Origin of the sequence: Methylobacterium sp. 275MFSha3.1 (genome assembly GCF_900108435.1) — a bacterium.
In the GTDB taxonomy this organism is placed as follows: domain Bacteria; phylum Pseudomonadota; class Alphaproteobacteria; order Rhizobiales; family Beijerinckiaceae; genus Methylobacterium.
On the sequence record NZ_FNWP01000010.1, the window covers coordinates 58820 to 82724 of the forward strand.

The window sequence follows — 23905 nt, forward strand, 5'->3', positions numbered from 1 at the left end:
GGCGCCTCCGGACGGGGAGACTATACGGGAGCGGCGCGCGGTGGCGGGCGGATGCGAGAGGCCGCGATGGACAGGCAGACCGGCGGGGAGGCCGACTGGCCCGGGCGCGGCGCCCTCTACGACCTCGCCGGGTGCCTGCGCTTCTACTCCCGCCTGCCGGTGCCGCAACTGCCCGGCGAGCCGGACCCGCACCGGAGCCCCGACTTCACCACCCTGCCGCGGATGCTGCCGCTGGCCGGCCTGATCCTGGCGCTGCCCGCCGCCCTGGTGCTGGCGGCCGGCTGGGCCGTCGGGCTCGGGCCGTTCCTGGCCGCGACCCTCGCGGTGGCGGTCGCCGTGGTGGCGACCGGCGCCCTCCACGAGGACGGGCTCGCCGACGTCGCCGACGGGTTCGGCGGCGGCGCCACGCGGGAGCGCCGCCTGGAGATCATGCGCGACAGCCGGATCGGGGCCTACGGCGGCGCCGCCCTGGTCCTGGCGCTGGCCCTGCGGATCGGCGCCCTGGCGACGCTCCTCGACCGGATCGGCCACGCGGCCGTGACCGGCCTGATCCTGGCGGCCGCCCTGTCGCGGGTCGCCGCCCTCGCCCCGATGGTGCTGCTCGCGCCGGCGCGGCCGGGCGGCCTCTCCGCCTCGGTCGGCCGCCCGGGCCGGGCGAGTCTCGCCACCGCGCTCGGCCTCGGCGCGGTGCTGGCGCTCGGCGCCGTGCCCCTCGGCCTGCCCCTCGGCGGCGTCGCGCTGATGATCCTGTGCGCCGGCCTCGCGGCCCTGGGCCTGACCCGGCTGGCGCGCGCCAGGATCGGCGGCCAGACCGGCGACGTCATCGGCGCCTGCCAGCAGGTCGCGGAGATCGCCGCCCTGCTGGCCCTGGTGGCGGCGACGGCGGGCGTGGCGGATTGAGGGAGGCCGCCGCGTCTTGACCCGGCCACGATCCCCCGGCCAAGGATCACCGATGCCGCCCGCGCCGAAACCCTCCTCGCCCTGCACCAAGGTCTGCGTCCTCGACGCCGCGACCGGCCTGTGCTGCGGCTGCGGCCGGACCCGCGACGAGATCGCCGCCTGGGGCTCGCTGTCGGAGGACCGGCGCCGCGCCGTGATGGCGGGGCTCGGCGCCCGGATGCGGGCCGCCGGCCTCACCCCCCTGGAAGCGCCGCTGCCGTCATGATCTATCTCGGCCTCGCGGCCCTCGCCCTGGTTCTCGTCGCCCTGGTCCTCAGCGACGGCAGCGACAGGGTCGGCGGCGTGATCGAGCCCGACCAGTTGGCGAACCTCGCCTGGACCGGCACGATCCTGCTCCTGGTGGTGGCCGGGTTCTGGCGGCAATTCACCGCCCGGCTCGGCGCGAACCTGCAGGCGCTCCTGGCCTGGGCGCTGATCGGCCTCGCCCTGGTGATCGGCTACAGCTACCGCGACCGGATCCAGGATGTCGGCGCCCGGGTGCTCGGCGATCTCCGGCCGGGGAGCGCGACCTCGAGCGGCGACGGCGCCGTCACGGTCACCCGGCGGGCGGACGGCGATTTCCGGGTCGACGCCTTGGTCAACGGCCGGGTGCAGCCTTTCCTGTTCGATACCGGGGCGAGCAGCGTCGTGCTCACCGCCGAGAACGCCGCCGCGCTGGGGCTCACGCCCGCGCCCTCCGAGTTCACCGCCCGCGTCTCCACCGCCAACGGCATCACCTACGCGGCGCCGACCCAGCTCGACTCGCTCAGCGTCGGGACGATCACCGAGCGGCGCGTCAACGCCATGGTGGCCAAGCCGGGCGCGCTCTCGGCGAACCTCCTCGGCCAGACCTTCCTGTCGCGGCTCTCCGGCTACGAGGTCCGGGGCGACCGCCTGATCCTGCGCCGGCCCTGACCGGGCCGCCGCGCAAGGCGCTCAGGCGGCGCGGGCCTCGGGGGCGGCGCGGGAGACCAGCGCCACCGCCTCCCGCAGGGTCGCGAGGTCGGCCTCCGGGCGCATCCCGTGGGTCGAGAGGTGGCGCCGGAAGGCCCGCGCGCCCGGCCGGCCGTTGAACAGGCCGAGCATGTGCCGGGTGACCGCGTGGAGGCGCTCGCCCCGGGCGAGGCACGCGGCGATGTAGGGCTCGAACGCCGCGACCGCCGCGAAGGCGTCGGGGGCCGGGGCCGGCACGCCGAACAGGTCGGGATCGACCCCGAGCAGGAGCGCCGGCTCGGTGTAGGCGGCGCGGCCGACCATGACGCCGTCGACCTCGGCGAGCCGCGCCCGCGCGGAATCCAGGTCGCGCAGGCCGCCGTTGACCGCGATCGGCAGGCCGGGAAGCCGCCGCTTCAGCCGCGCGGCGCGGCCGTAATCGAGGGGCGGCACGTCCCGGTTCTCCTTGGGCGAGAGTCCCTGGAGCCACGCCTTGCGGGCGTGGACGATCAGCCCGTCGACGCCCGCCGCCACCACGGCGTCGGCCAGGGTGTCGAGCGCCGCCTCGGGGTCCTGGTCGTCGACGCCGATCCGGCACTTCACCGTCACCGGCACGGAGACCGCGGCCTTCATGGCGGCGACGCAGTCGCCGACCAGGGCCGGCTCGCGCATCAGGCAGGCGCCGAAGCGGCCCTCCTGCACCCGGTCCGAGGGGCAGCCGACGTTGAGATTGACCTCGTCGTAGCCGAGATCCGCGGCGATCCGGGCGGCCCGCGCCAGGTCCGCCGGGTCCGAGCCGCCGAGCTGGACCGCCACCGGGTGCTCGATCTCCGCGAAGCCGAGCAGGCGCTCCCGCGGCCCGTGCAGCACCGCGCCGGTCGTCACCATCTCGGTGTAGAGGCGGGCGCGCGCCGAGAGGGACCGGTGGAACGCCCGGCAGTGGCGGTCCGTCCAGTCCATCATCGGGGCGACGGAGAAGCGCCATCCACTGAGAGTTCTGGGTTCTTCCGTTGCGGCAATCACTTGCTGTCGCTCTCGTGCTGTACCTCGGCGATGCCCCATCGGGCGTCGGACTGCTCGGAATCCGGCTGTGGCGTGCCCGCTCGGCCCCGTCCGGTCCCACCGCGGGGGCGCGATGGGGACCATCGTCGAGTCCGCGGGGAAGCACGGGACGACGGGGTATCACGCCCGGATCGTCGTCAAAAGAGACGGCACGGTTCACCGCGGGGCCCGGACCGTCGACCGGCGCGCCGCCGCGGCTCTAAACGCGCCGTTAACCAAGATCAGTGATTTCCCAGGTCATTGGTAGCGTCGCGCGGGGTGCATCTGCCGCCGCGCAAGGATGGCACATCATGCGGCTGATCGTCGGCACAGTGATCGTCTTCGCCTGCGTCTTCGGCAGCTACGCGGCGATGGGCGGCCATCTGCTGGTCCTGTGGCAGCCGTTCGAGTTCGTCATCATCCTGGGGGCGGCGATCGGCGCCTTCGTCATCGGCAACACCGGGCCGGTGCTCAAGGCCGTGCCCGCCATGCTGGGCACGCTGATCAAGGGCCCCAAGTACAACCAGCAATCCTATGTCGAGCTGCTGGGAATGCAGTATTCGTTGTTCAAGCTCGCGAAGCAGAAGGGTGCGATGGCGCTCGAGCCGCACATCGAGGATCCGGGCGAGTCGACGCTGTTCAACGCCTTCCCGACCTTCGCGGCGAACCACCACGCGGTCGAGTTCGTCTGCGACTACATGCGCATGGTGACGCTGGGCGCCAACAACGTCCACGAGATCGACGCGCTCATGGATGAGGAGCTGGAGACGCACCATCAGGAGCAGGAGCGCGTCGTCTCGGCCATGCAGTCGCTCGCCGACGGGACGCCGGCGCTCGGCATCGTCGCCGCCGTGCTCGGCGTGATCAAGACGATGGGGGCGATCAAGGAGCCGCCGGAGGTGCTGGGACACCTGATCGGCGGCGCGCTCGTCGGCACCTTCTTCGGCGTCTTCGTGGCCTACGGCTTCTTCGGGCCCATGGCGCAGTCGCTCAAGAGCCTCTTCGAGGCCGAGTCCAAGTACTATCTCTCGCTCAAGGCGGGGCTGCTCGCCCACATCGCCGGCCAGCCGCCTGTGATGGCGGTCGAGTTCGCCCGCAAGTCCCTGATGAGCGACGTCCGCCCGACCTTCAACGAAGTGGAAGCGGCGACCGCCGCTCTGCCCGCCCAGAGCTGATCCGACATCCGGGAGGGAGTCCATGGCGACGATCATCATCAAGAAGGTCAAGAAGGCCGCCCACGCCCACCACGGCGGGGCCTGGAAGATCGCCTACGCGGACTTCGTGACCGCCATGATGGCGTTCTTCCTGCTGATGTGGCTGATCAGCATGACGACGCAGGAGCAGAAGATCGGCCTGGCGGAGTACTTCTCGCCGGCGGCTCTGAGCCCTGCGACCAGCGGCGCCGGCGGAATCCTGTACGGGACCGCCCTCGACACGTCCGGCAACAAGCCGTCCACGCCCCGCGACGCGGAGCGGGGCTCCGCCGAGCGGGAGGAGATCACGCGCCCGACCAGCCCGGGGCGCGTCAGCGACGTCGATGCCAGCCGCCCGGTCGCCAACGTGGAGGCCAATTTCAGCGCCATAGCCAGCCTCCGGCAGGCGCTCCAGACGATGCCCGACATCGCCGAACTGTCGAAGAACATCGTGATCGAGCAGACCAAGGAGGGCGTGAACGTCTCCCTCGTGGACCAGGACGGCCGCTCCATGTTCCGCGAGGGGTCCGTCGAGCCCTACGACCGCACCCGTCGCGTGCTGGAGGCCCTCGCGCCCGCCATCCGGCGGCTGCCCAACCGCCTGTCGATCACCGGCTACACGGCCGTCGCGCGCCCGGGCTCGACGCGGGCCGGCGAGCCCTGGAACCTCTCCGCCGGGCGTGCCCTCGCCGTGCGCGAGGTCCTGTCGGGTGCCGGGGTTCCCAACGACAACTTCTCCTCCGTGTCGGGACGCGGCGACACGGAGCCGGTTTTCCCGGACAATCCCTATCTCGCGCCGAACCGGCGGGTGACGATCACGCTGCTCAACGCGAGCCCGCCGGTGCCCCCGAACCTTCTCCGCTGACGCCGGAGCGGCGCGCCGCGTGGGACCGCGACGCGGCGCGCCGTCGATGCCGCCTCACGTCACCGCGGCGCGTCACGCGCTCCGCGCGGGACCGCGCGCCGCCGCGTCGCTTCCGGCGCGCGGTGTCGAGGCGGCGCGGGTGGCCCGCGACCGGGCCGAGCGCCCGCGCCGCGCCGAGGCGGTAGGCTGACGGCGCGGCGGCGCGCGCGTCGCCCGCGAGCGGCACCGCGATCCCTGAGCTCGCCGCGCTCGGAGCCTCCGGGTTCGAGGCCGCACCGGCGCGATCCGGGTCAGCCCCGGGCATCCTCTCGGCCGGGACGCCGGAAATCGATGTCGCGGTCGGGCCGCGCGCCTCGCGCTCCACGGGGCGCGACAGCGTCCGACGATTCACCGCCGGGACCTGCGCGCAACCCGCCTCCCCCGCCCTGACTCCCGGAAGCGGACCGGCTGCAGGCCGCCCGGAGCAGCCGGTCGAGCGCGGTCGACGGGCGGGCGTGGACGACCGGCGGCTCGCTGGCCCGCCGCGTGTCGCGCGGCGTGCGCCTCTCGAACGTCGTGTTCCTGCCTCGCCCGCTCCGGCAGCGCGGTGGGCGCGTCCGGCACGCCGATCGGCGCCCGCGGGCCGTGCGACGGCGGCACGAGACCGTCCGCGACGAGGTCGATCGTCCCGGCCGACCGCTCCACCGGGAGCGCGATGAAGCATATCTCACATGTGTGGCCGGAATGGAATTATTCCAATGTTCGGCAGATGATCGGGGGGCGCGGCGCCGAAGGACAGTTGATTCGATCCGCGAGCTTCGCGGTGTAGCTTTATTTATAGTTAGGAATATTTGATATGACGATCGGTAGAAAGATATTTTGTCTTATCAGTAGCATCCTTCTGGCATTCATATCGATCGTGGGCGTCCAGGTCTCGTCCGTCGCCGCGGTGATGATGGAGGGGCGCAAGGCCGCCATCCGCGCCCAGGTCGAGTCGGCGCACGGCATCGTGGCGGCGTTCGCCCGGCAGGCGGAGGCCGGCGCCGTCTCGGCCGACGAGGCGCGGCGGCGCGCGGCGGAGGCGCTGCGGGCCATGCGCTACAACGGCGGCGACTACGTCTTCGTCTACAGCTCGGAGCCGGGCAACATCGGCCGCAACGTCGTGCATCCCGATCCCAAGATCGAGGGCACGCGGTCCCGCGACGACGCGGCGATGAAGAAGACCTTCGTCTGGACGATGATCCAGCACGCCCGGGAGGGCGGCGGCTTCACCGAGTACCGCTGGGCCCGCCTCGGCGAGACCGAGCCCGCCCCGAAGGTCGCCTACTCGCTCGCCTACGAGCCCTGGCAATGGGTCATCAATTCGGCCCTGTACGTGGACGACATCCACGCCCTGGACCGGGCGCGGATGGTCACCACCCTGCTCTGGCTGATCCCCCTCGCGATCGGGATCGGGCTGGTCGGGTTCCTGCTGGCGCGCAGCATCACCCGCCCCCTGAGCGCCTTCACGGCCGCCCTGCGCCGCCTCGCCGGCGGCGCGACGGACGTCGCCATCCCGGGTCTCGGCCGGCGCGACGAGATCGGCCAGATGGCCGAGGCCGCCGGCGTGTTCCGGGACAGCATGATCGAGGCGCGGACCCTGTCGACCGAGCAGCGCGCCGAGCAGGAGCGTCGGCAGGAGCGGGCCCAGTGGATGGAGGCGGTGACCCGCAGCTTCGACACCGAGGCGAGCCAGCTCCTGGCACGGGTCGACACCGCCGCGGCCGGCATGCGGGAGGCCTGTCGGGCGATGGCCGACACCGCCGCGCAGGCGTCGCGGCAGGCCGGCTCGGCCGCCGGGGCGGCGCAGCAGGCCGCCGCCAACGTGCAGACGGTGGCGGCGGCGACCGAGGAGCTGTCCGCCTCGATCGGCGAGATCGGCGGGCAGGTCACCAAGTCGGCCGCGATCGCCGGTCAGGCGGTGAGCGAGGCGGAGCGGACCGACCGGCAGATCCGCGGCCTCGCCGGGGCGGCGGAGCGGATCGGGGAAGTCGTGCGGATCATCTCGGCGATCGCCGAGCAGACCAACCTGCTGGCGCTGAACGCCACGATCGAGGCGGCGCGGGCGGGCGAGTCGGGGCGCGGCTTCGCGGTGGTCGCCGCCGAGGTGAAGGGCTTGGCCGGGCAGACCGCGAAGGCCACGGAGGAGATCACCGCGCAGATCGCGGCGATTCAGGGCGAGACGACGGAGGCGGTCGGCGCGGTCCACTCGATCGGGAGGACCGTCGACACGATGAACGCGATCGCCAGCGCGATCGCGGCGGCGGTCGAGCAGCAGCGGTTCGCCACCGGGCACATCTCGCAGAACATCGACGAGGCCGCCCGGGGGACCGACGCGGTGAGCGCGAACGTGGTCTCGGCCTCGTCGGCGGCGGAGGCGACGCACCGCGTGGCCGGGGAGGTCGGTGCCGCGGCCGGCGACGTCTGCCGCAGCGCCGAGGCCCTGCGCGCCGAGGTGATGCGCTTCCTCGTCGAGATGCGCGCCGCCTGAGCGCGCCGTCGCCCCGGACGGGCGCAGCTGCCGCGGGGCCTGTCCGTGAAACGCGCGGGAGAGGCGCGTCAGAACACCGGCATGGCCCCGGCCACCGTGACGAGCGCGCCCGACGTGTAGCTGCTCTCCTCGGAGGCCAGCATCACGTAGGCCGAGGCGAGTTCGGCCGGTTGTCCGGGCCGGCCGAACGGAACCTGACTGCCGAAGGATTTCACCGAATCCTGGCTCATCCCGGAGGGGATGAACGGGGTCCAGATCGGCCCGGGCAGCACGCCGTTCACGCGCACGCCCTTCTCGGCGAGGAGCTGGGCCAAGCTGAGCACCATGTTGCTCAGGGCGCCCTTGGTGGCGCTGTAGGCCATGAGCGACGGCATCGGGTGCTTGGAATTCACCGAGGAGGTGAAGATCACCGAGGCGCCGGGCTTCAGATGGGCGAGCGCCGCCTTGGTCACGTAGAACGCGCCGAACACGTTGGTGCGGAAATGGTCCTCGAACACGGCGTCGTCGATCGCGGCGAGGTCCTCGTTCGGCTGCTGGAACGCGCCGTTGTTGACCAGCACGTCGAGGCGCCCGAACGTCTCGACCGTGCGGGCGACGATCTGGCGCCCGTAGGCGGCGTCCTTGAGGTCGCCCGGCAGGAGCAGCGCCCGCCGACCCGCCTTCTCGACCCACTGGGCGACCGCCTCCGCGTCGGCCTGCTCGTCCGGCAGGTAGGAGATGGCGATGTCGGCCCCTTCCCGGGCGAAGGCGATGGCGACCGCGCGGCCGATACCGGAATCGCCGCCGGTGATCAGCGCGGCCTGGCCGGTCAGCTTGCCCGAGCCCTTGTAGCTCGCCTCGCCGTGGTCGGGTTCGGGCTCCATGCGGCCGGTCTTGCCGGGGAAGCTCTGGGGCTGCGCCGCGAAGGGCGGGCGGGGATACTTGTGCAGCGGATCCGTGGTCACGCGTCGTCTCCGATGGGGATGCCGGTCCAACCGCACGGCATCCCGGGTGTTCCGGTGCCCTGGCGCCGCGCCCCGCCGGCACAGCCCCGTTCGAGGCCGCCCGCCGCCCTTCCCCCCTCGCGGACAACACGAACCCGTGTGCCGGCGAGGGGCCGACACAGGTCAGCAACAGCCGCTCGTCACTCTGGCCGCGAGGAGGTCCCGCCATGATCGACGTTCAGCCGGAGGATCGGGCCGCCCGCGTGATCGACCGGGTCCTGCTCTGCGCAGCGATGCTCTCGCTCACCTTCGGACTGGCGACGGGCCTGTGGGGCCTGCTGCAGTGAGCCAGCCCGGGGATCCGGGTCCCGCGCAGGGATCCGGGGCGCGGATCACGATCCGGCCCGGTCGCGCGCCCGCGCGGCGGTCCGGACGCGACTACACCGCCGTGACACTGATCGGAGCGGGACTCACGGTGCTCGCGCTCGCGCTGCTGCTGGTCGGGATCCCGTGAGCGGTGGCCGCCGATGCTGCTGAATCGCGTCCTCGTCGCCGCGCTGGTCGTCGCGGTCGCGGCGTTCCTGCTGTACCTGGCGGCCCTCGCCCGCGCGGCGCTGTCGCCCAACGAGCCCTACGCGGCCAGCATCGGCCTCACCCTCGACCAGTGCGTGGCCGCCCAGGACAGCCTGTCCGCCGAGGCGGCGCGCCTCTACTGCCTCAGGCCCGTCCCGAAGCGCCTGTGACCGGCAGGGATCTCGGCCCGCCGGAGACCCTGGGTGAGTTTTCCTGACACATCGTGTGAGGACATGGTGATTGTCCGCACGGTGCCGGAAACTTAGGGTTCGAGGTGCCGGCCGGCTCCGCCGCCGCGCCCGATCGCAGGAAAACGCACGGGATGCCCAGCACCATGGCGGACGACGCGACGACCCGGTCCGGACGCTGCCACTGCGGGGCGGTGCGCTTCGAGGCGGCCCTCGACGGGGATCTCGCGTCGATCCGACGCTGCACCTGCTCCTACTGCCGCATGCGCGGTGCCGTCGTCGTCATGGCGCGGCCGGGCGGGGTGAGGATCCTGGAGGGGGCGGAGGCGCTGACGACCTACCGGTTCCATACCGGGGCGGCGCAGCACTTCTTCTGCTCCCGCTGCGGCGTCTACACGCACCATCAGCGGCGGTCGGACCCGAACGTCCACGCCGTCAACGTGGCCTGCCTGGACGGGGTCAGTCCCTTCGACTTTCCGGCGGTCCCGGTGATGGATGGCGTCAATCACACGAACGACACCGGCCAGCCCACGCGGCGCGCCGGCACGCTGCGCTTCGTCCCGGCAGAGTGACGGCCGCGTAGGGCTGCGTGAGGGCCGCGTGACGGCGGCGGACCGTCCGCGGTCGGGGCCCGGTGCGGGATCCCCGATCGGGCCCGGCTCAACCGCTAGTGATCGTGGCCGCAGCTGCAGCCGGGACCGTGCACGTGGCCGTGCTTCTGGTGCCCGTGCTCGTGATCATGGCCGTGATCATGGCTGTGATCATGGCTGTGACCGTGGACATGATCGTGGCCGTGCTTCTCGTGCCCGTGATCGTGGCTGTGCCCATGATCGTGCGCGTGGGCGTGGTCATGCCCGTGGTCATGGCCGTGCTCATGCCCGTGGTCGTGATGATGGTGGGCGTGATGGTCGTGCCCGTGATCGTGCCCACAGGTGCTGTGATCGTGGGCGGCCTGCTCGGGACGGAAGGCACGGGAGACCGGGATCGCGACGCAGCCCTGCCCGCGCACCAGCTCGGCCGCGGCGGGCGTCGCCGGCACGTAGAGCACGTCCGCGCCGATCTCGGCGTCCACGTGGCTGCCGCCGAGCTGCCAGGCCAGGCGCAGCAGGCGGGCCGGATTCTCGGTGCGCACCTCCAGGAGATCCTCGGCGGCCGCCCGCACCGCGACGAGCCGGCCGTCGTCGAGGCGCAGGGCGTCGCCGTCCTCGAGCGCCGCGGCCTTGGTGAGCGCGACGTCGAAGCCGAGGCCGCCCTCGGCGACCAGGGATCCGGCGACGGCAGCCCGGCCCGCGCGGTCGAGGGTCACCGTGTCGGCGACGCGGTCGGCGCGGACCGCGGCCCGGCGGACGATCGTGGTGGCTGTCGGCATGGGACCCTCGGACATGTGCCGGACTGGTGCCGGGCGTGGTGCCGGATAGGGCGTCGCGGCACCGCGGCCGGAGCGCCTCCGAACGTGGCATAGGGCGAGACGGGAACCGGGCGCAACTCGTCTCGCAACGCGTCTCGCGGCCGATGGAACCTTAGCCGTATGGCCGACATTCCTTTCCTGCTAAGCTCGACCCGATCCGCAACGATCACGGCCACCGGCCGGACCGGATTCACAAGGGAGTTCTGGGGACCATGAAGAAGCTGACGGCCGCCGCCATCGCCACCATCGCCGCCCTCTCGCTCGCCGGCTGCAACACCCCGGAGGACCGGGCTCTGGGCGGCGCCGGCCTCGGCGCCCTGACCGGTGCCGCGATCGGCGCGGCGGCCACCGGCCGCGCGGGCGGTGCCCTGGCGGGTGCCGCGATCGGCGGCGCCGGCGGCGCCATCGTGGGCGCCTCGACCGCGCCGCGCTGCCCCTACGGCACCTATCGCGACGCCTACGGCAACGTGTACTGCCGCTAAGCTGAAGGGGAAGGGCCGGGCGCGTCCCGGCCCTTCCTCGCGGCGTGCGGAGCGGCTATCCCGTCGCTCGGCCGGGCCCGTCCCGGTGCCGGAACCCCGCCGCCGCCGATGACAGAGCCGAGCCGAGGATCAGCGCCGGGACCGGTCGTCCCATGACTCAGGCGACCAAGACTCAGGGCGTCTGGGGCAAGCTCGGCGGCGCCGGATTCGGCCTCGCGATCGGCGGCCCCCTCGGGGCGCTGATCGGCGGGGTCGCCGGTCATTTCCTGCTCGACCGCGTCGGCGCGCCCTTCGGGCGGACGCCGCGCGACGTCGTGTTCACCACCGGACTCGTGGCGCTCGCCGCCAAGATGGCCAAGTCCGACGGCGTCGTGCTGCCCTCGGAGGTCGAGGCGTTCGGCCGGGTCGTGCAGGTGGAGCCGTCCGCGCGGGCGGGCGTCGAGCGCCTGTTCGACCTCGCCAAGAAGACCACGAACGGCTTCGAGGCCTACGCCCAGCAACTGGCGACCACCTTCGGCGACGAGCCGGCGCTCCTCGAGGACGTGCTCGACGGCCTGTTCCAGATCGCCGGCGCCGACGGGGCGCTGCACGAGGCCGAGGATCGCTACCTGCGCGCGGTCTCGGGCATCTTCGGCTTCGACGAGGCGGCGTTCCGGCGCATCGCCGCCCGCCACGTGCGGTTGCCGGACGATCCCTACGGCGTCCTCGGGCTCGACCGCGAGGCGGACGACGCCGCCGTGAAGGCCCGCCACCGGGCGCTGGTGGCCGAGCACCACCCGGACCGGGCGCTCGCCCGCGGCCTGCCGACGGAGGCGGTGGCCATCGCCACGCGGCGGCTCGCCGCGATCAACGCCGCCTATGACCGGATCGCGCAGGAGCGCGGGCTGCGGTGAGCCTGACCCCCGACAGCCCCCTCGCCCGCCGCGTCGCGCCCTCGCCGAACCACGGCGCCCGCCGCGCGGGGCCGCTCGACATGCTGATCCTGCACTACACCGGGATGGACAGCGGGGCCGCCGCCCTCGCGCGCCTGCGCGACCCGCTGAGCGAGGTCTCGGCGCACTACCTCGTGTTCGAGGATGGCGGGATCGTCCAGATGGTGCCGGAGGCCCGCCGGGCCTGGCACGCCGGCGCCGGCGCCTGGAAGAGCGAGACGGACGTCAATTCCCGGTCGATCGGGATCGAGATCGTCCATCCGGGCCATGCCGGCGGCCTGCCGCCCTACCCGGAGGCCCAGGTCGAGGCGGTGATCGCGCTGGCCCGGGACATCCTCGGCCGCTGGCCGATCCCGCCGGAGCGGGTGCTCGCCCATTCCGACGTCGCGCCCGAGCGCAAGGAGGATCCGGGGGAGATCTTCCCGTGGGACCGTCTGGCGGCGGCAGGGGTGGGCCACCGCGTGCCCCCCGCGCACCTCCAGGACGGCCGGTTCTTCGCGCGGGGCGATGCCGGCCAGCCCGTCGAGGCGCTGCAGGCGATGTTCGCGCTCTACGGCTACGACCTGCCGGTGACCGGGCTGTTCGACGCGCGCACCCAGGCGGTGGTCACCGCGTTCCAGCGCCACTTCCGCCCGGCGCGGGTGGACGGCGTGGCCGACGCCTCGACCATCACCACCCTGCGCGACCTGATCGCGGCGCTGCCGCCGGCCTGAGGGCCGGGCGCCCGCCGGGCCCCCTCAGGCGCGGTGGGCCCGGGCCTCACGGGGGTGCCCGGCCTCAGGGGCCGGCGCGACCGGCGCGTCGGTCCGGGTCCGCCAGAGGCTGTAGACGACGCCGGCCGCCAGCAGCGTCAGGGTCACCACCAGGGAGACCCAGGGCTGCACGTGGACGAGCTCGAACGTGTCGGCGACCACGATCTTGGCGCCGATGAAGATCAGGATGAAGGCGAGGGCCGTCTTCAGGTAGGCGAACCGGTCGACCATCGCGGCGAGGGCGAAGTAGAGGGCGCGCAGGCCCAGGATCGCGAAGATGTTGGAGGTGTAGACCACGAACGTGTCGGTGGTGATCGCGAAGATCGCCGGCACGCTGTCGACCGCGAAGATCACGTCGGCGCCGTTCACCAGCACCAGGGCGAGGGCCAGCGGTGTGAAGTACAGGGCGACCTTGCCGGTCTTCGGGTCGGTCTTGCGCACGGTGAAGCGCTGGCCGTGCAGGTCGGGTGTGACCCGGAAGGTCGTCTTGAACCAGCGCACGACGGCGCTGTTCTGGAAGTCGCCCTCCTCCTCGTCGCCCGCGATCAGGATCTTCAGGCCGGCGTAGATCAGGAAGGCGGCGAACAGGGAGAGCACCCAGTGCACCTCGTGCACCAGGGCGGCGCCGAGCCCGATCATCAGGCCGCGCAGCACCACGGCCGCCAGGATGCCCCAGAGGAGGACCCGGTGCTGGGCCGCCCGCGGGATGCCCAGGGCCGTGAGGATCATGGCGATGACGAAGACGTTGTCCATCGACAGCGACTTCTCGACCACGAGGCCGGTGACGTACTCCTCGGCGGAAGACGGTCCGAGATACCACCAGATCCAGCCGCCGAAGGCGAGGCCGAGGGCGAGGTAGAAGCCGGTGAGCAGCAGGCTCTCCCGGACGCCGATCTCGTGCTCCTTGTCGCGGTGGAGGAGCCCGAGGTCGAAGGCGAGCAGGCAGGCGATCAGGACGTGGAACCCGAGCCACATCCACAACGGCTTGCCGAGCCATTCGACGGTGAGGACGTCCATCATGTGCGGGACCTGATGCTGATTCCAAATGGAAAGCATCGGCTCCGACATCACGGGCGCTGAGGAGCGCCCGCCAGAGGGGCCCGCAGCCGATGGGGCCGACGTAAGGGGTGATCCGGGCGAATCAAGGGCAAGATGCCCGGGCGGTGCGCGGGCCGGTGACGATCTCCGGCCCCCGTGGCCCCGATGCGACGCGGGCGCGCGTGTCGGGGCGACCTCCGGTCCCGGACGGGAACGCGGGGGTTGAGGGAACGCGTCCGGTGCCGCGAGGCCGTCAGGCGGAGGCCTCCGGGGTCTCGGCGGCCATCCTGGGCGACGTGCGCTCGCGCAGGGGCCGCTCCTCCATCAGCGCCAGGAACGTGAAGGCCCCGAGCAGGCCGAGGCAGGCGGCCAGGAAGACGTGGCGGAAGGTCAGGGCGAGCTGGGCCGGGTCCGCGCCGCGGATCAGGCTCTCCACGTCGTGGGCCCCTCCCCCCGCCCCGCCGGCGGCGCCGCCGAGCACGATCGTGCCGAAGGCCGCCACGATCAGCGCCCCGCCGAGGGAGCGGAAGAAGTTCATCGCGGCGGTGGCGATGCCGAGCTGGTGCGTCTCCACCGCGTTCTGGATCGAGATGGTCGAGAGCGGGAGGATCGTCCCGATCCCCATGGAGAGCAGCGCGAACAGCACCTCCATGAGCCAGAAGGGCAGTGCCCGGCCCTGCCAGGCGATGGTGGCGCAGCAGGCGAGGCTGACGCACATCATCGCCAGGGGCACGCGCTTGTAGTGCCGGAAATGCAGCATCGACCGGCCCGACAGGGTCGCGCCCGTGACGGTGCCGATCATCAGCGGCACCAGGGCCACCCCGGACTCGCTCGCCGAGAGTCCGATCACCCCTTCGAGGAAGATCGGCACGTAGATCGTGAGCCCGATGAAGGTGCCCATGGCGAAGCACGCGGCCAGCGTCGCGCTGTAGACCACCCGGTCCTTGAGCACCTCCGTGGGGATCAGCGGCTCGGCCGCCGTGGCGAGCCGCGCCGCGAAGGCGCCGCCCAGCACGGCCGCCCCGGCGAGGAGGGCGAGGACCGGCGCCGAGTCCCAGGGATAGCGCACCCCGCCCCAGCTCAGGGCCAGCAGGAGGGTGACGGAGCCCGCCACCATCAGGGCGGCGCCGGGATAGTCCAGCCGGTGGCGGCGCTCGTGGCGGGGCAGGCGCTTGAGGTTGGCGTTGGTGAGCGCGAAGGCGAGGACGCCGATCGGCAGGTTGATCCAGAAGATCAGGGACCAGTGCAGGTGCTGGGCGAAGAGGCCGCCGAGCAGCGGCCCCGCCACCGAGGCCGTCACGAACACGCCCGCGATCACCACCTGGTAGCGCGCCCGCTCCTTGGGCGACATGATGTCGGCCAGGATGGTCTGCGCCAGGGCGATCAGCCCGCCGCCGCCGACACCCTGGAGACCTCGGGCGAGCGCCAGCGCCACCATCGTGGGCGCGAGCGCGCAGGCGAGCGAGCCGACCACGAAGGTCGCGATGGCGATCAGCAGCATGACCCGCCGGCCGTGGATGTCGCTGAGCTTGCCGTAGAGCGGGGTCACCGCCGTGGAGGCCAGCAGGTAGGCGGTGACGATCCAGGGCAGGTTCGCGGCGTCGCCGAGGTCGAGGCCGATGGTCGGCATGGCGGTCGCCACGATGGTCTGGTCGAGGGCCGCGAGCAGCATCGCGGTCATCAGCCCGTAGACGATGGCGCGGATCTCGCCGGGGCTGAGCGCGGCCTGCGGGGCGGGCCGCGCCTGGGCCTGCGGCTGGATCTCGGTGACGGCGACGGGACTGGCCACGTGTCTGAGAGCCTCTGATCCGGACCGTGCCGGCCGACCGTCCGGGGCGGACGGGGCCTGGGGCGGCATGAGGGGGGCGCGGGCGGGCCGCGGTCGCGGGCCGGTGCATCGGTAACCGCAGCGCCCGGGATCGGGAAGAACGTGCGTTCGGGCGTGTCCGTTTCCTAGCGCAACGCCGGAGGCCGGCCCATGGCGCCCGGCGCCGATCCGACCTTCGCCCTTGACAGAGGGTGCCGGGCTGTCGCTCTCCCGCCCCATGCCGGATGACAGGGACGCAATCGCCATCGTGGGCGGGGGGCCCGCCGGGCTCGCCGCGGCCGAGGTGCTGGGCGAGGCCGGCCGCGCGGTCACGGTCTACGAGCGCATGCCGTCGGTCGCCCGCAAGCTGCTGATCGCCGGGCGCGGCGGCCTCAACATCACCCACGGCGAGGCGCGGGCTGAGTTCCTCGCCCGCTACCATCCGCGCGGCGCCCTCGACGCGGCCATCGCGGCCTTCCCGCCCGACGCGCTCAGGGCGTGGTGCGGGGATCTCGGCGAGCCGACCTTCGTCGGCACGAGCGGGCGCGTCTTCCCGCGCAGCTTCAAGGCCTCGCCTCTGCTGCGGGCGTGGCTGGCGCGGCTCGACCGCCTCGGCGTCCGGATCCGGACCCGCCACCGGCTCACGGGGATCGCCGAGGGCCTGCGCTTCGAGACCCCGGACGGTCCCCTGGACATCCGGCCGCGCGCCACCCTGCTGGCGCTGGGCGGGGCGAGCTGGCCGCGCCTCGGCTCGGACGGGCGCTGGGTGCCGCTCCTCGAGGGGCTCGGCGTGGCGGTGTCGCCCCTGCGTCCGGCCAATGCCGGCTTCGCGGCGGCGTGGTCCGACCTGTTCCGGGAGCGGTTCTCCGGCGCGCCGCTGAAGCGGGTGGCGCTCACCTGCGCGGGCACCACGGTGCGGGGCGAGGCCGTGATCACGGAGGCCGGCCTCGAGGGCGGGGCGGTCTACGCCCTCTCGCGCGTCCTGCGCGAGGCGATCGCGGCCGGGGGCAGCGCGCGGCTCGTCGTGGATCTCCGCCCGGACCTGACCCGGGACGCCCTCGCCCGCCGCCTGTCCGGCGCCCGGCCGGGCGACTCGGCCGCGACCCGGCTGCGCAAGGCCGCGGGCCTCGCGCCCGCGGCGGCGGGGCTGCTGCGCGAGGCGGCCGGCGCCGCCCTCCCGGCGGAGCCCGGGGCCCTCGCCGGGCTGATCAAGGCGGCGCCCATCACCCTCACCGCCTCCGCGCCGATCGAGCGGGCGATCTCGACGGCGGGCGGCGTCCGGCTCGACGCGCTGGACGGGCGGTCCATGCTGCGCGCCCATCCCGGCCTGTTCCTGGCCGGCGAGATGCTCGACTGGGAGGCGCCGACCGGCGGCTACCTCCTCCAGGGCGCCTTCGCGGGCGGCCGGTCGGCCGCCGCCGGGATGCTCGACTGGCTGCGCGAGACCGGCGGCTGACCCGCCCGGCTCACGGCCGCGTGCAGAACCCGACGATGCCGGTCGCCTCCGCCGGGCAGCTGGCGCCCTCCCCGTCGTAGGTCGGCGCGCCGCCCTTGAGGCAGTGGGCCGTGACCAGCATCTCTCCGGTCCCGCAGGTGATCGTGCAGCCCCCCGGGCAGTCGGACTTGCGCACGGGCCGCAGGCTGGCGGCCTCGCCCTTCGGGCCCGGGCCGCCTTGCGGTCCGATCGGCCCCCGCGAGCCCGGTGCGCCCGGCGGGCCCGAGGCTCCCGTGTCGCCCTTCGGGCCCGGTGCGCCCTGCGGGCCGGCCGCGCCCGTGGCACCGGGCTCCCCCTTCGGGCCGGGCTCGCCCTGGGGACCCGTATCGCCCTTGAGGCCCTGATCTCCCTTGAGACCCTGATCCCCCTTGGGACCGGTCTCGCCCCTGGCCCCTGTCTCGCCCTTGGCCCCCGTCTCGCCGGGCGGTCCCGCCGCACCCTGGGGACCGGGCGGTCCGGGCGGACCCTCGGGCGCGCAGTTCGCCACGACCGCCTCGCGCTCGTCCGGCTCCGCCTTCAGCGTCACCACGCAGGTCGAGGGCCGGTAGGGCAGCCGGAAGGTGAACCGGCCGCGCCGGTCGGCCTGGATCGAGATGTCGTCGTCCAGCACCACGATCGCGCCGGGCTTGCGCACGGAGCCCGAGATCCTCAGGTCGCCGGCCTCGATCCGCGCGTCGTAGACCATGATCGGCTGGCTCGGGGCCTGCGCGTGGCGGACCCGCGGACGGGCCGGGCGCGCCCGCCCCGTCGCGGGGGCGGACGCGGCCGGATCCGGGGCGGCGGCACCCGGCGGATCCGCCTGCTGGCCGAGCGCCGCGCCCGGCAGGGCGAGCAGGAGCGTCAGGGTGAGGGCTGAGCTGAGGGCTGAGCGCATGCGCGGTCCGGTTCGGCCGCGTCACGCGCGCGGCGTCCGGACATTGGTCTCGCCCTGCGATTGCGGTCAACCGCGACCTCGGACCCCGCGGGGGCGGCCGATTCCACAGGCGTCCACAGCCGTCCACAGGCCAAGCCGCTGCCGCCACGTGCGATTCCGGGACCCCGCGGAAACCGTTTGTGCATGTTCCTGTTATGTTCCTATCGTCCAGCATGACCGGAGCCGATGGAGATGGGGCTGGACCCTGCCGACGAGACCGAGGCGGCGATCGCGCGGGGCGATCCCCGGGCCCGGCTGGCGGTCCTGCGGGCGCGCCTCGCGCCGCCGGATCGCGGCCGGGATCCGACCCCGGTCCTGCCGCTGGGCGTTCCGGATCTCGACGCGCACCTGCCGGGCGGCGGTCTCGCCCTCGGGCCGCCCCACGAGATCGCGCCGGCCGAGCCCGCGGACGCGATCGCGGCCCTGGGCTTCGCCCTGGCGCTCTGCGCCCGCCAGCTCGCCCGGGAGCCGGGGGAAGCGCTGATCGCCGCCGCGCCCGGCCAGCCCCTGCCCTACGGGCACGGCCTCGCCGGCCTCGGCCTCGACCCCGGCCGCCTGCTGCTGCTGGAAGCCGGCAGCGACGCGGAGGTGTTCCGTGCCCTGGAGGCGGCCCTGCACGCGCGGGCGCTCACGGCCCTGATCGGCCTCCTGCGGGACGGGCTGCCGCTGAAGCCGGGCCGGCGCCTGCAACTCGCCGCGGAAGGGCCGGCGCCGCCGCTGCTGCTGATCCTGCGGCCGGCGCCGGCCGGTCTGCCCAACGGGGCCGCCACGCGCTGGCGGATCGCCGCCGCGCCGGCGGCGCGGGACCGGTTCGGCACCCTGGACAGGCCGCGCTGGCGGGCGCGGCTCGAGCGCTGCCGCAACGGGCGGGGCGGCGACTGGCTTCTGGAGTGGGACCATGCCGCGCATCGTCTGCATCTGCCTGAGCCACTGGCCGGTGACGCGGCTGCGGCGGGCCGGTCTCGCGCCTGAGCGCGTCCCCCTCGCGGTGGCGGCCGAGGGGTCCGGCGGGCTGCGGCTCGTGGCCCTCGACCCGGAGGCCCGCGCCCTCGGCCTCCGGGTCGGCGAGCCCCTCGGCCGGGTCCGGGCGCGGATCGGCGTGCCGCTCCAGGTCTACCCGGCCGACCCGGAGGCCGACCGGGACGCCCTGCTGCGGCTCTGCCGCTGGGCGAGCGGCTACGCGCCCCACGTGGCGCCGTTCGGGCCGGGCGAGGCGGCGGACGGGCTCTACATCGACGTCGCCGGCGCGAGCCACCTGCGCGGCGGCGAGGCGAACCTCGTCGCGGACCTGGCCGCCCGGCTCGCGCGGAGCCGCGTACCGGCGGGGATCGCGCTGGCCGACACGCCCGGCGCCGCCTTCGCGCTGGCGCGGCAGGGCGGGCCCGATCCGGTCGTGGTGCCGCCGGGCGGGGCCTCGCAGGCCCTGCGGGCCCTCCCGGTGGACGCCCTGCGCCTCGATCCCGGCACGGTCGCGGGCCTGAAGCGGCTCGGCCTGCGCCGGATCGGCGAACTCGACGCCCTGCCCCGGGGGCCCCTCGCCCGGCGCTTCGGCGCGGCGCTGCTGCTGCGGCTCGACCAGGCCCTGGCCCGCCGGCCGGAGCCGTTGGCGCCCCTGACGGAGGCGGCCGCCTACGCCGCCGCCCGCGGCTTCCTCGACCCGATCGGCCGGCAGTCGGACATCGTCCGGACCGCCCGGGACCTGATGGCGGAGACCGCGCCGCGGCTGGAGCGGGACGGGCTCGGCGCCTGCGCCCTGCGCCTCGGCCTGCACCGGGTCGACGGCGCCCTGCGGGTGATCGATCTCGGCCTGTCCCGCCCCGAGCGCGATCCTGAGCGGGTCGCGGCCCTCGTCGCCCTGCGCCTCGACCGGCTGGGCCCCGCCCTCGACGCCGGCTTCGGCTTCGAGACGGTGGCGCTCGCCGTGACGGTGACCGGCCCCATGCCGGCCCGCCAGACGGATCTCGGCGCGGCGGCCCCGGGCGACGGGATCGGGTTCCTGGCCGACGCCCTGGCGCAGCGCCTCGGGCGGGCGCTCCTGCGGCTCGAGCCGCGGGCGAGCCACCTGCCGGAGCGGGCCGACCGGGACCGGGTTTGGGTTGCCGGAATGGGGCACGGACCGTCGACCGATCGAGGCGTCAGCCGGCCACGGGCGCCTCTCCCGCCCCCCCCTCCCGAACGGCAGAGTGGGCCGGATGCGCTCCTTCAGCGTCGGCGTTCAACCGTGATGGCTGAGCCTTCCGGCCCAGCGGCGGAAGAGGAGGCGCGCACCGGCGCGTTCCCCTGGCCCGACCACCTCCCGCCCCGCCCCCTGGTGATCTTCCCCCGCGGCGAGGCCGCCCTGGACGTGCTCTCGACCGTCCCGGAGGGGCCGCCCCGGCGCTTCCGCTGGCGCGCCCGGGTCCACCGCGTCGCCCATGCCGAGGGGCCGGAGCGGATCGCCGCCGAATGGTGGCGCGCGCCCGGCGCGGATCGCGATTACTACCGCATCGAGTGCGAGGCCGGGCACCGGCTCTGGCTCTACCGCGACGGCCCGCACGCCCCTGATCGCCCGGCCGCGTGGTACGTCCACGGGCTCTTCGCGTGAGCGGCCCCGCCTACGCCGAGCTCGCCGTCACCACGAACTTCTCCTTCCTGCACGGCGCCTCCCATCCGCAGGACTTCGTCGTGCAGGCGGCGTCCTACGGCCTCGCGGCCATCGGCATCGCCGACCGCAACACCGTGGCCGGCGTGGTCCGGGCGCACGCGGCGGCGCTGGCGCTCGACCAGGAAGGCACACCGATCCGGATCCTGCCGGGGGTGCGCCTCGTCACCGAGGAGGGGTTCGAAGCCGTCACCTACCCGATGGACCGGGGCGCCTGGGGGCGCCTCTGCCGGCTGCTCACCCTGGGCAACCGGCGCGTCCGCAAGGGCGCGTGCCGCTTCTCCTTCGCCGAGATGGTGGAGGCCGCCGAGGGGCAGATGTTCATCGCGATGCCGCCGGCCCGGCGCCTGCCGGAGGGGTTCCGGGCGCGGCTGGAGGCGCTGGCCGCCGCCGCCCCGGGCCGGACCTTTCTGGGGGCGAGCCACACGCGCCGCGGCGACGAGCGGCGGCGCCTCGGGCTGCTCGCCGAGCTGGGCGCGGCCTCCGGCGCCCCGATGGTCGCGGTCTCGGACGCGCTCTACCACCATCCCGAGCGACGCCCGCTGCAGGACGTGGTCACCTGCATCCGCCAAGGCTGCCGGATCGAGGACGCCGGCTACCGGCTGGAGGCCAATGCCGAGCGCCACCTGAAGCCCGCCGCCGAGATGGCGCGGCTGTTCTCCGACCACCCGGAGGCGCTGGCCCGCACCGTCGAGATCGCGCAGGCCTGCGAGTTCAACCTGTCGCAGCTGCACTACGAGTATCCCGACGAGCCGGTGCCCCCCGGGCGCACGCCGCAGGAATACCTGGAGGAGAAGACCTGGGAACGGGCGCGCTGGCGCTACGGCGGCGAGGTCCCGGACGGCGTCGCGGCGACGCTGCGCGAGGAGCTGCGGCTCATCGCCAAGATGAAATACGCCCGCTACTTCCTGACCCTGTTCGACGTGGTCGAGTTCGCTCGCGGCCGGGGCATCCTCTGCCAGGGCCGCGGCTCGGCGGCCAATTCCGCCGTGTGCTTCTGCCTCGGCATCACCGCGGTGGACCCGTCGAAGCACCGGCTGCTCTTCGCCCGCTTCATCTCGGAGAACCGCGGCGAGCCCCCCGACATCGACGTCGACTTCGAGCACGAGCGCCGCGAGGAGGTGATCCAGCACCTCTACGCCCGCTACGGCCGGGAGCGCGCCGCCCTCTGCGCCACGGTGATCCACTACCGGCCCCGCATGGCGATCCGCGAGGTCGGCAAGGTCCTGGGCCTGACCGAGGACGTGACCGCGGCGATCGCCGACACGGTCTGGGGCTCCTGGGGCACCGGCATGCCGGACCAGCACGTGCGCGAGGCCGGGCTCGACCCGGAGAACCCGGCGATCCGACAGGCGCTCGACCTCGCCCACCAGCTGATCGGCTTCCCCCGCCACCTGTCGCAGCATGTCGGCGGCTTCGTGCTGACCCGCGGCCGCCTCGACGAGACCGTGCCGGTGGGCAACGGCGCCATGGCGGACCGCACCTTCATCGAGTGGGACAAGGACGACATCGACGCGATCGGCCTGATGAAGGTCGACGTGCTGGCGCTCGGCATGCTGACCTGCCTCAAGCGCGGCCTCGATTTCTTGGAGAAGGATCACGGCACCTTCTACGAGACGCTGGCCGACCTGCCGCAGGACGATCCCGCGACCTACGCGATGCTGACGAAGGCCGATTCCGTCGGCGTGTTCCAGGTCGAGAGCCGGGCGCAGATGTCGATGCTGCCGCGCCTTAAGCCCAGGGAGTTCTACGACCTCGTAGTGCAGGTCGCGATCGTGCGCCCCGGCCCGATCCAGGGCGACATGGTCCATCCCTACCTGCGGCGACGCTCCGGGATCGACCCGGTCGAGTACCCGGCCCCGCACCCGGATCACGGCCCGGCGGACGAGCTGAAGGAGGTCCTGCAGAAGACCTACGGCGTGCCGCTGTTCCAGGAGCACGCCATGCAGATCGCCATCACGGCGGCGGGCTTCACCCCGGCCGAGGCCGACGGGCTGCGCCGGGCGATGGCGACCTTCCGCCACGTCGGGTCGATCGGCGGCTTCGCGGACAAGTTCGTGGGCGGCATGACCCGCCGGGGCTACCCGCAGGACTTCGCCGAGCGCTGCTTCGCGCAGATCCGGGGCTTCTCGACCTACGGCTTCCCGGAGAGCCACGCGGCGAGCTTCGCGCTCCTCGTCTACGCCTCGGCCTGGATGAAGTGCCGGCACCCCGACGTCTTCCTGGCCGCGATCCTCAACGCCCAGCCCATGGGCTTCTACCAGCCGGCCCAGCTGGTGCGCGACGCCCGGGCCCACGGGGTCGAGGTGCGGGGCGTCTGCGTCAACGCCAGCGACTGGGACTGCACCCTGGAGCCGGCCGGGGATCCGGCGCTGCACGCCGTGCGGATCGGTCTGCGCGTCGTGCGCGGCCTGCCCGAGGCCGCGATGCGCCGGCTCGTGCGGCTGCGCGCCAACGGCTACGCCAGCATCGAGGGGCTGCAGGCGTCCCTCGCCCTGCCCCGCAACGCCCTGGAGCGGCTGGCCGAGGCGGACGCGTTCCGCTCGCTCGGCCTCGACCGGCGCGCCGCCCTGTGGATGGTCCGCACCCTGGAGGGGACGTCATCCCGCAAGGCCGCCAAGGCCGATGCGAGCGAGCGCCGCGCCCATCTCCTCGACGCACCCCTGCCGCTCTTCGCGTGGCACGCCGATGACGGCCTGTTCCGGCACGAGCCGGCGGTGGACCTTCAGCCCCTGGCCCCGTCCGAGGCCGTGGCCGAGGATTACGCCGCCACCGGCCTGTCGCTCCAGGGGCACCCGGTCGCGTTCTTCCGGGGGCGGCTCGCCCGGATCGGCGCGATCCCGGCCCGGGCCCATCTCGATCCGGCGCTGCCCCAGGGGGCGCGGGTCACGGTGGCGGGGCTCGTGCTGATCCGCCAGCGGCCCGGCACCGCCAAGGGCGTGGTCTTCCTGACGCTGGAGGACGAGACCGGTATCGCCAACGTGATCGTCTGGAAGACCGTGTTCGAGGCGAATCGCCGGATCGCCATGCAGGCGCGGTTCCTCGCCGTGCGCGGCCGGATCCAGCGGGCGGACGGGGTGGTCCACCTCGTGGCGGAGGGGTTTCGCGACCTCACCGCCGCCCTGCGCGACCTGCGCGAGGCCGGCATGAAGCTGCCGCCCGAGAACACGGATTTCGGCGTGCCCCCGGACCGGCGCGTGTTCCCCAGCCGGGATTTCCACTGAGGCCGGCACTTCGAGCGGCCCTCGACCAGCCCCTCGACAGGCCCCGCGC

The 23905-nt window shown here is 74.0% G+C and carries 22 protein-coding genes; 16 read left to right on the forward strand and 6 right to left on the reverse strand.

The annotated features are described in order from the left end of the window. The first annotated feature begins 66 nt into the window (after positions 1-66). The 3 genes from cobS to BLW78_RS13665 are packed head-to-tail and all read left to right on the forward strand — an operon-like array spanning position 67 to position 1854. On the forward strand, positions 67-900 hold the full coding sequence (gene cobS, locus BLW78_RS13655; RefSeq protein WP_091680247.1) for an adenosylcobinamide-GDP ribazoletransferase: 834 nt from the start codon (positions 67-69) through the stop codon (positions 898-900). A 52-nt stretch (positions 901-952) separates the two neighbouring features. Continuing rightward, complete coding sequence (locus BLW78_RS13660; RefSeq protein ID WP_020092317.1) at positions 953-1165, forward strand: DUF1289 domain-containing protein; 213 nt, start codon at positions 953-955, stop codon at positions 1163-1165. Continuing rightward, the gene (locus BLW78_RS13665; RefSeq protein WP_091680249.1) at positions 1162-1854 is read left to right on the forward strand and encodes a retropepsin-like aspartic protease family protein; all 693 of its coding nucleotides are present in this window, start codon (positions 1162-1164) and stop codon (positions 1852-1854) included. The genes BLW78_RS13660 and BLW78_RS13665 overlap by 4 nt, the downstream gene beginning before the upstream one ends. 21 nt (positions 1855-1875) lie before the next feature. Here BLW78_RS13665 and dusA read toward each other — a convergent pair whose 3' ends face one another. Further along, a complete protein-coding gene (gene dusA / locus BLW78_RS13670; protein WP_348272443.1) occupies positions 1876-3018 on the reverse strand; it encodes a tRNA dihydrouridine(20/20a) synthase DusA in 1143 nt (380 codons plus the stop codon). Between the two features lie 206 nt (positions 3019-3224). Between dusA and motA the strand changes: the two genes are divergently transcribed. The 3 genes from motA to BLW78_RS13685 all read left to right on the forward strand — a co-directional run bounded on the left by motA (position 3225) and on the right by BLW78_RS13685 (position 7480). Next, on the forward strand, positions 3225-4088 hold the full coding sequence (motA, locus tag BLW78_RS13675; protein ID WP_020092314.1) for a flagellar motor stator protein MotA: 864 nt from the start codon (positions 3225-3227) through the stop codon (positions 4086-4088). A gap of 22 nt (positions 4089-4110) precedes the next feature. After that, positions 4111-4971, forward strand: coding sequence for a flagellar motor protein MotB (locus BLW78_RS13680; protein WP_056532644.1), 861 nt, complete (start codon positions 4111-4113; stop codon positions 4969-4971). 898 nt (positions 4972-5869) lie between these two features. After that, positions 5870-7480 carry a methyl-accepting chemotaxis protein gene (locus tag BLW78_RS13685; RefSeq protein WP_244526939.1) on the forward strand — a complete coding sequence of 537 codons (1611 nt, stop codon included), beginning with the start codon at positions 5870-5872 and terminating at the stop codon, positions 7478-7480. 68 nt (positions 7481-7548) lie between these two features. Here the strand turns inward: BLW78_RS13685 and BLW78_RS13690 are convergent, their stop codons facing one another. Next, complete coding sequence (locus BLW78_RS13690) at positions 7549-8424, reverse strand: SDR family oxidoreductase (protein WP_091680254.1); 876 nt, start codon at positions 8422-8424, stop codon at positions 7549-7551. A gap of 322 nt (positions 8425-8746) precedes the next feature. Between BLW78_RS13690 and BLW78_RS31360 the strand changes: the two genes are divergently transcribed. The 3 genes from BLW78_RS31360 to BLW78_RS13700 all read left to right on the forward strand — a co-directional run bounded on the left by BLW78_RS31360 (position 8747) and on the right by BLW78_RS13700 (position 9736). Next, positions 8747-8917 (forward strand): hypothetical protein, encoded by a 171-nt coding sequence (locus BLW78_RS31360; RefSeq protein WP_157862090.1) that lies wholly within the window; start codon positions 8747-8749, stop codon positions 8915-8917. 13 nt (positions 8918-8930) lie between these two features. Further along, positions 8931-9146 (forward strand): hypothetical protein, encoded by a 216-nt coding sequence (locus tag BLW78_RS13695; protein ID WP_091680256.1) that lies wholly within the window; start codon positions 8931-8933, stop codon positions 9144-9146. Positions 9147-9310: 164 nt separating this feature from the next. Further along, complete coding sequence (locus BLW78_RS13700) at positions 9311-9736, forward strand: GFA family protein (protein WP_091680428.1); 426 nt, start codon at positions 9311-9313, stop codon at positions 9734-9736. Positions 9737-9831: 95 nt separating this feature from the next. Here BLW78_RS13700 and BLW78_RS13705 read toward each other — a convergent pair whose 3' ends face one another. Beyond that, complete coding sequence (locus tag BLW78_RS13705; protein ID WP_091680258.1) at positions 9832-10533, reverse strand: urease accessory protein UreE; 702 nt, start codon at positions 10531-10533, stop codon at positions 9832-9834. Positions 10534-10784: 251 nt separating this feature from the next. Here BLW78_RS13705 and BLW78_RS13710 point away from each other — a divergent pair, with 251 nt between their 5' ends. The 3 genes from BLW78_RS13710 to BLW78_RS13720 all read left to right on the forward strand — a co-directional run bounded on the left by BLW78_RS13710 (position 10785) and on the right by BLW78_RS13720 (position 12699). Further along, on the forward strand, positions 10785-11054 hold the full coding sequence (locus BLW78_RS13710) for a hypothetical protein (RefSeq protein WP_012318984.1): 270 nt from the start codon (positions 10785-10787) through the stop codon (positions 11052-11054). A 152-nt stretch (positions 11055-11206) separates the two neighbouring features. Beyond that, on the forward strand, positions 11207-11947 hold the full coding sequence (locus BLW78_RS13715) for a TerB family tellurite resistance protein (protein ID WP_091680260.1): 741 nt from the start codon (positions 11207-11209) through the stop codon (positions 11945-11947). Continuing rightward, positions 11944-12699, forward strand: a complete 756-nt coding sequence (locus tag BLW78_RS13720) for an N-acetylmuramoyl-L-alanine amidase (RefSeq protein ID WP_091680261.1) — start codon at positions 11944-11946, stop codon at positions 12697-12699. The genes BLW78_RS13715 and BLW78_RS13720 overlap by 4 nt, the downstream gene beginning before the upstream one ends. A 24-nt stretch (positions 12700-12723) precedes the next feature. Here BLW78_RS13720 and BLW78_RS13725 read toward each other — a convergent pair whose 3' ends face one another. Both BLW78_RS13725 and BLW78_RS13730 read right to left on the reverse strand, forming a co-directional pair. Continuing rightward, complete coding sequence (locus BLW78_RS13725) at positions 12724-13758, reverse strand: TerC family protein (protein WP_091680263.1); 1035 nt, start codon at positions 13756-13758, stop codon at positions 12724-12726. Positions 13759-14029: 271 nt separating this feature from the next. Next, positions 14030-15565 (reverse strand): MDR family MFS transporter, encoded by a 1536-nt coding sequence (locus BLW78_RS13730; RefSeq protein WP_091680265.1) that lies wholly within the window; start codon positions 15563-15565, stop codon positions 14030-14032. Between the two features lie 256 nt (positions 15566-15821). On the opposite strand from BLW78_RS13730, the gene BLW78_RS13735 reads away from it, so the two are divergent. Next, entirely contained in the window at positions 15822-17039 is a 1218-nt protein-coding gene (locus BLW78_RS13735) for a TIGR03862 family flavoprotein (RefSeq protein ID WP_091680266.1), read from the forward strand. Positions 17040-17049: 10 nt separating this feature from the next. Here BLW78_RS13735 and BLW78_RS13740 read toward each other — a convergent pair whose 3' ends face one another. Next, positions 17050-17952 (reverse strand): collagen-like protein, encoded by a 903-nt coding sequence (locus BLW78_RS13740; protein WP_091680268.1) that lies wholly within the window; start codon positions 17950-17952, stop codon positions 17050-17052. A 225-nt stretch (positions 17953-18177) separates the two neighbouring features. On the opposite strand from BLW78_RS13740, the gene BLW78_RS13745 reads away from it, so the two are divergent. The 3 genes from BLW78_RS13745 to BLW78_RS13755 are packed head-to-tail and all read left to right on the forward strand — an operon-like array spanning position 18178 to position 23856. Continuing rightward, positions 18178-18963 (forward strand): ImuA family protein, encoded by a 786-nt coding sequence (locus BLW78_RS13745; protein ID WP_091680430.1) that lies wholly within the window; start codon positions 18178-18180, stop codon positions 18961-18963. Next, entirely contained in the window at positions 18890-20575 is a 1686-nt protein-coding gene (locus tag BLW78_RS13750) for a Y-family DNA polymerase (RefSeq protein WP_091680270.1), read from the forward strand. Before BLW78_RS13745 ends, BLW78_RS13750 begins: the two co-directional genes overlap by 74 nt. Further along, entirely contained in the window at positions 20572-23856 is a 3285-nt protein-coding gene (locus BLW78_RS13755) for an error-prone DNA polymerase (protein WP_020092275.1), read from the forward strand. Before BLW78_RS13750 ends, BLW78_RS13755 begins: the two co-directional genes overlap by 4 nt. Positions 23857-23905 lie beyond the last annotated feature (49 nt).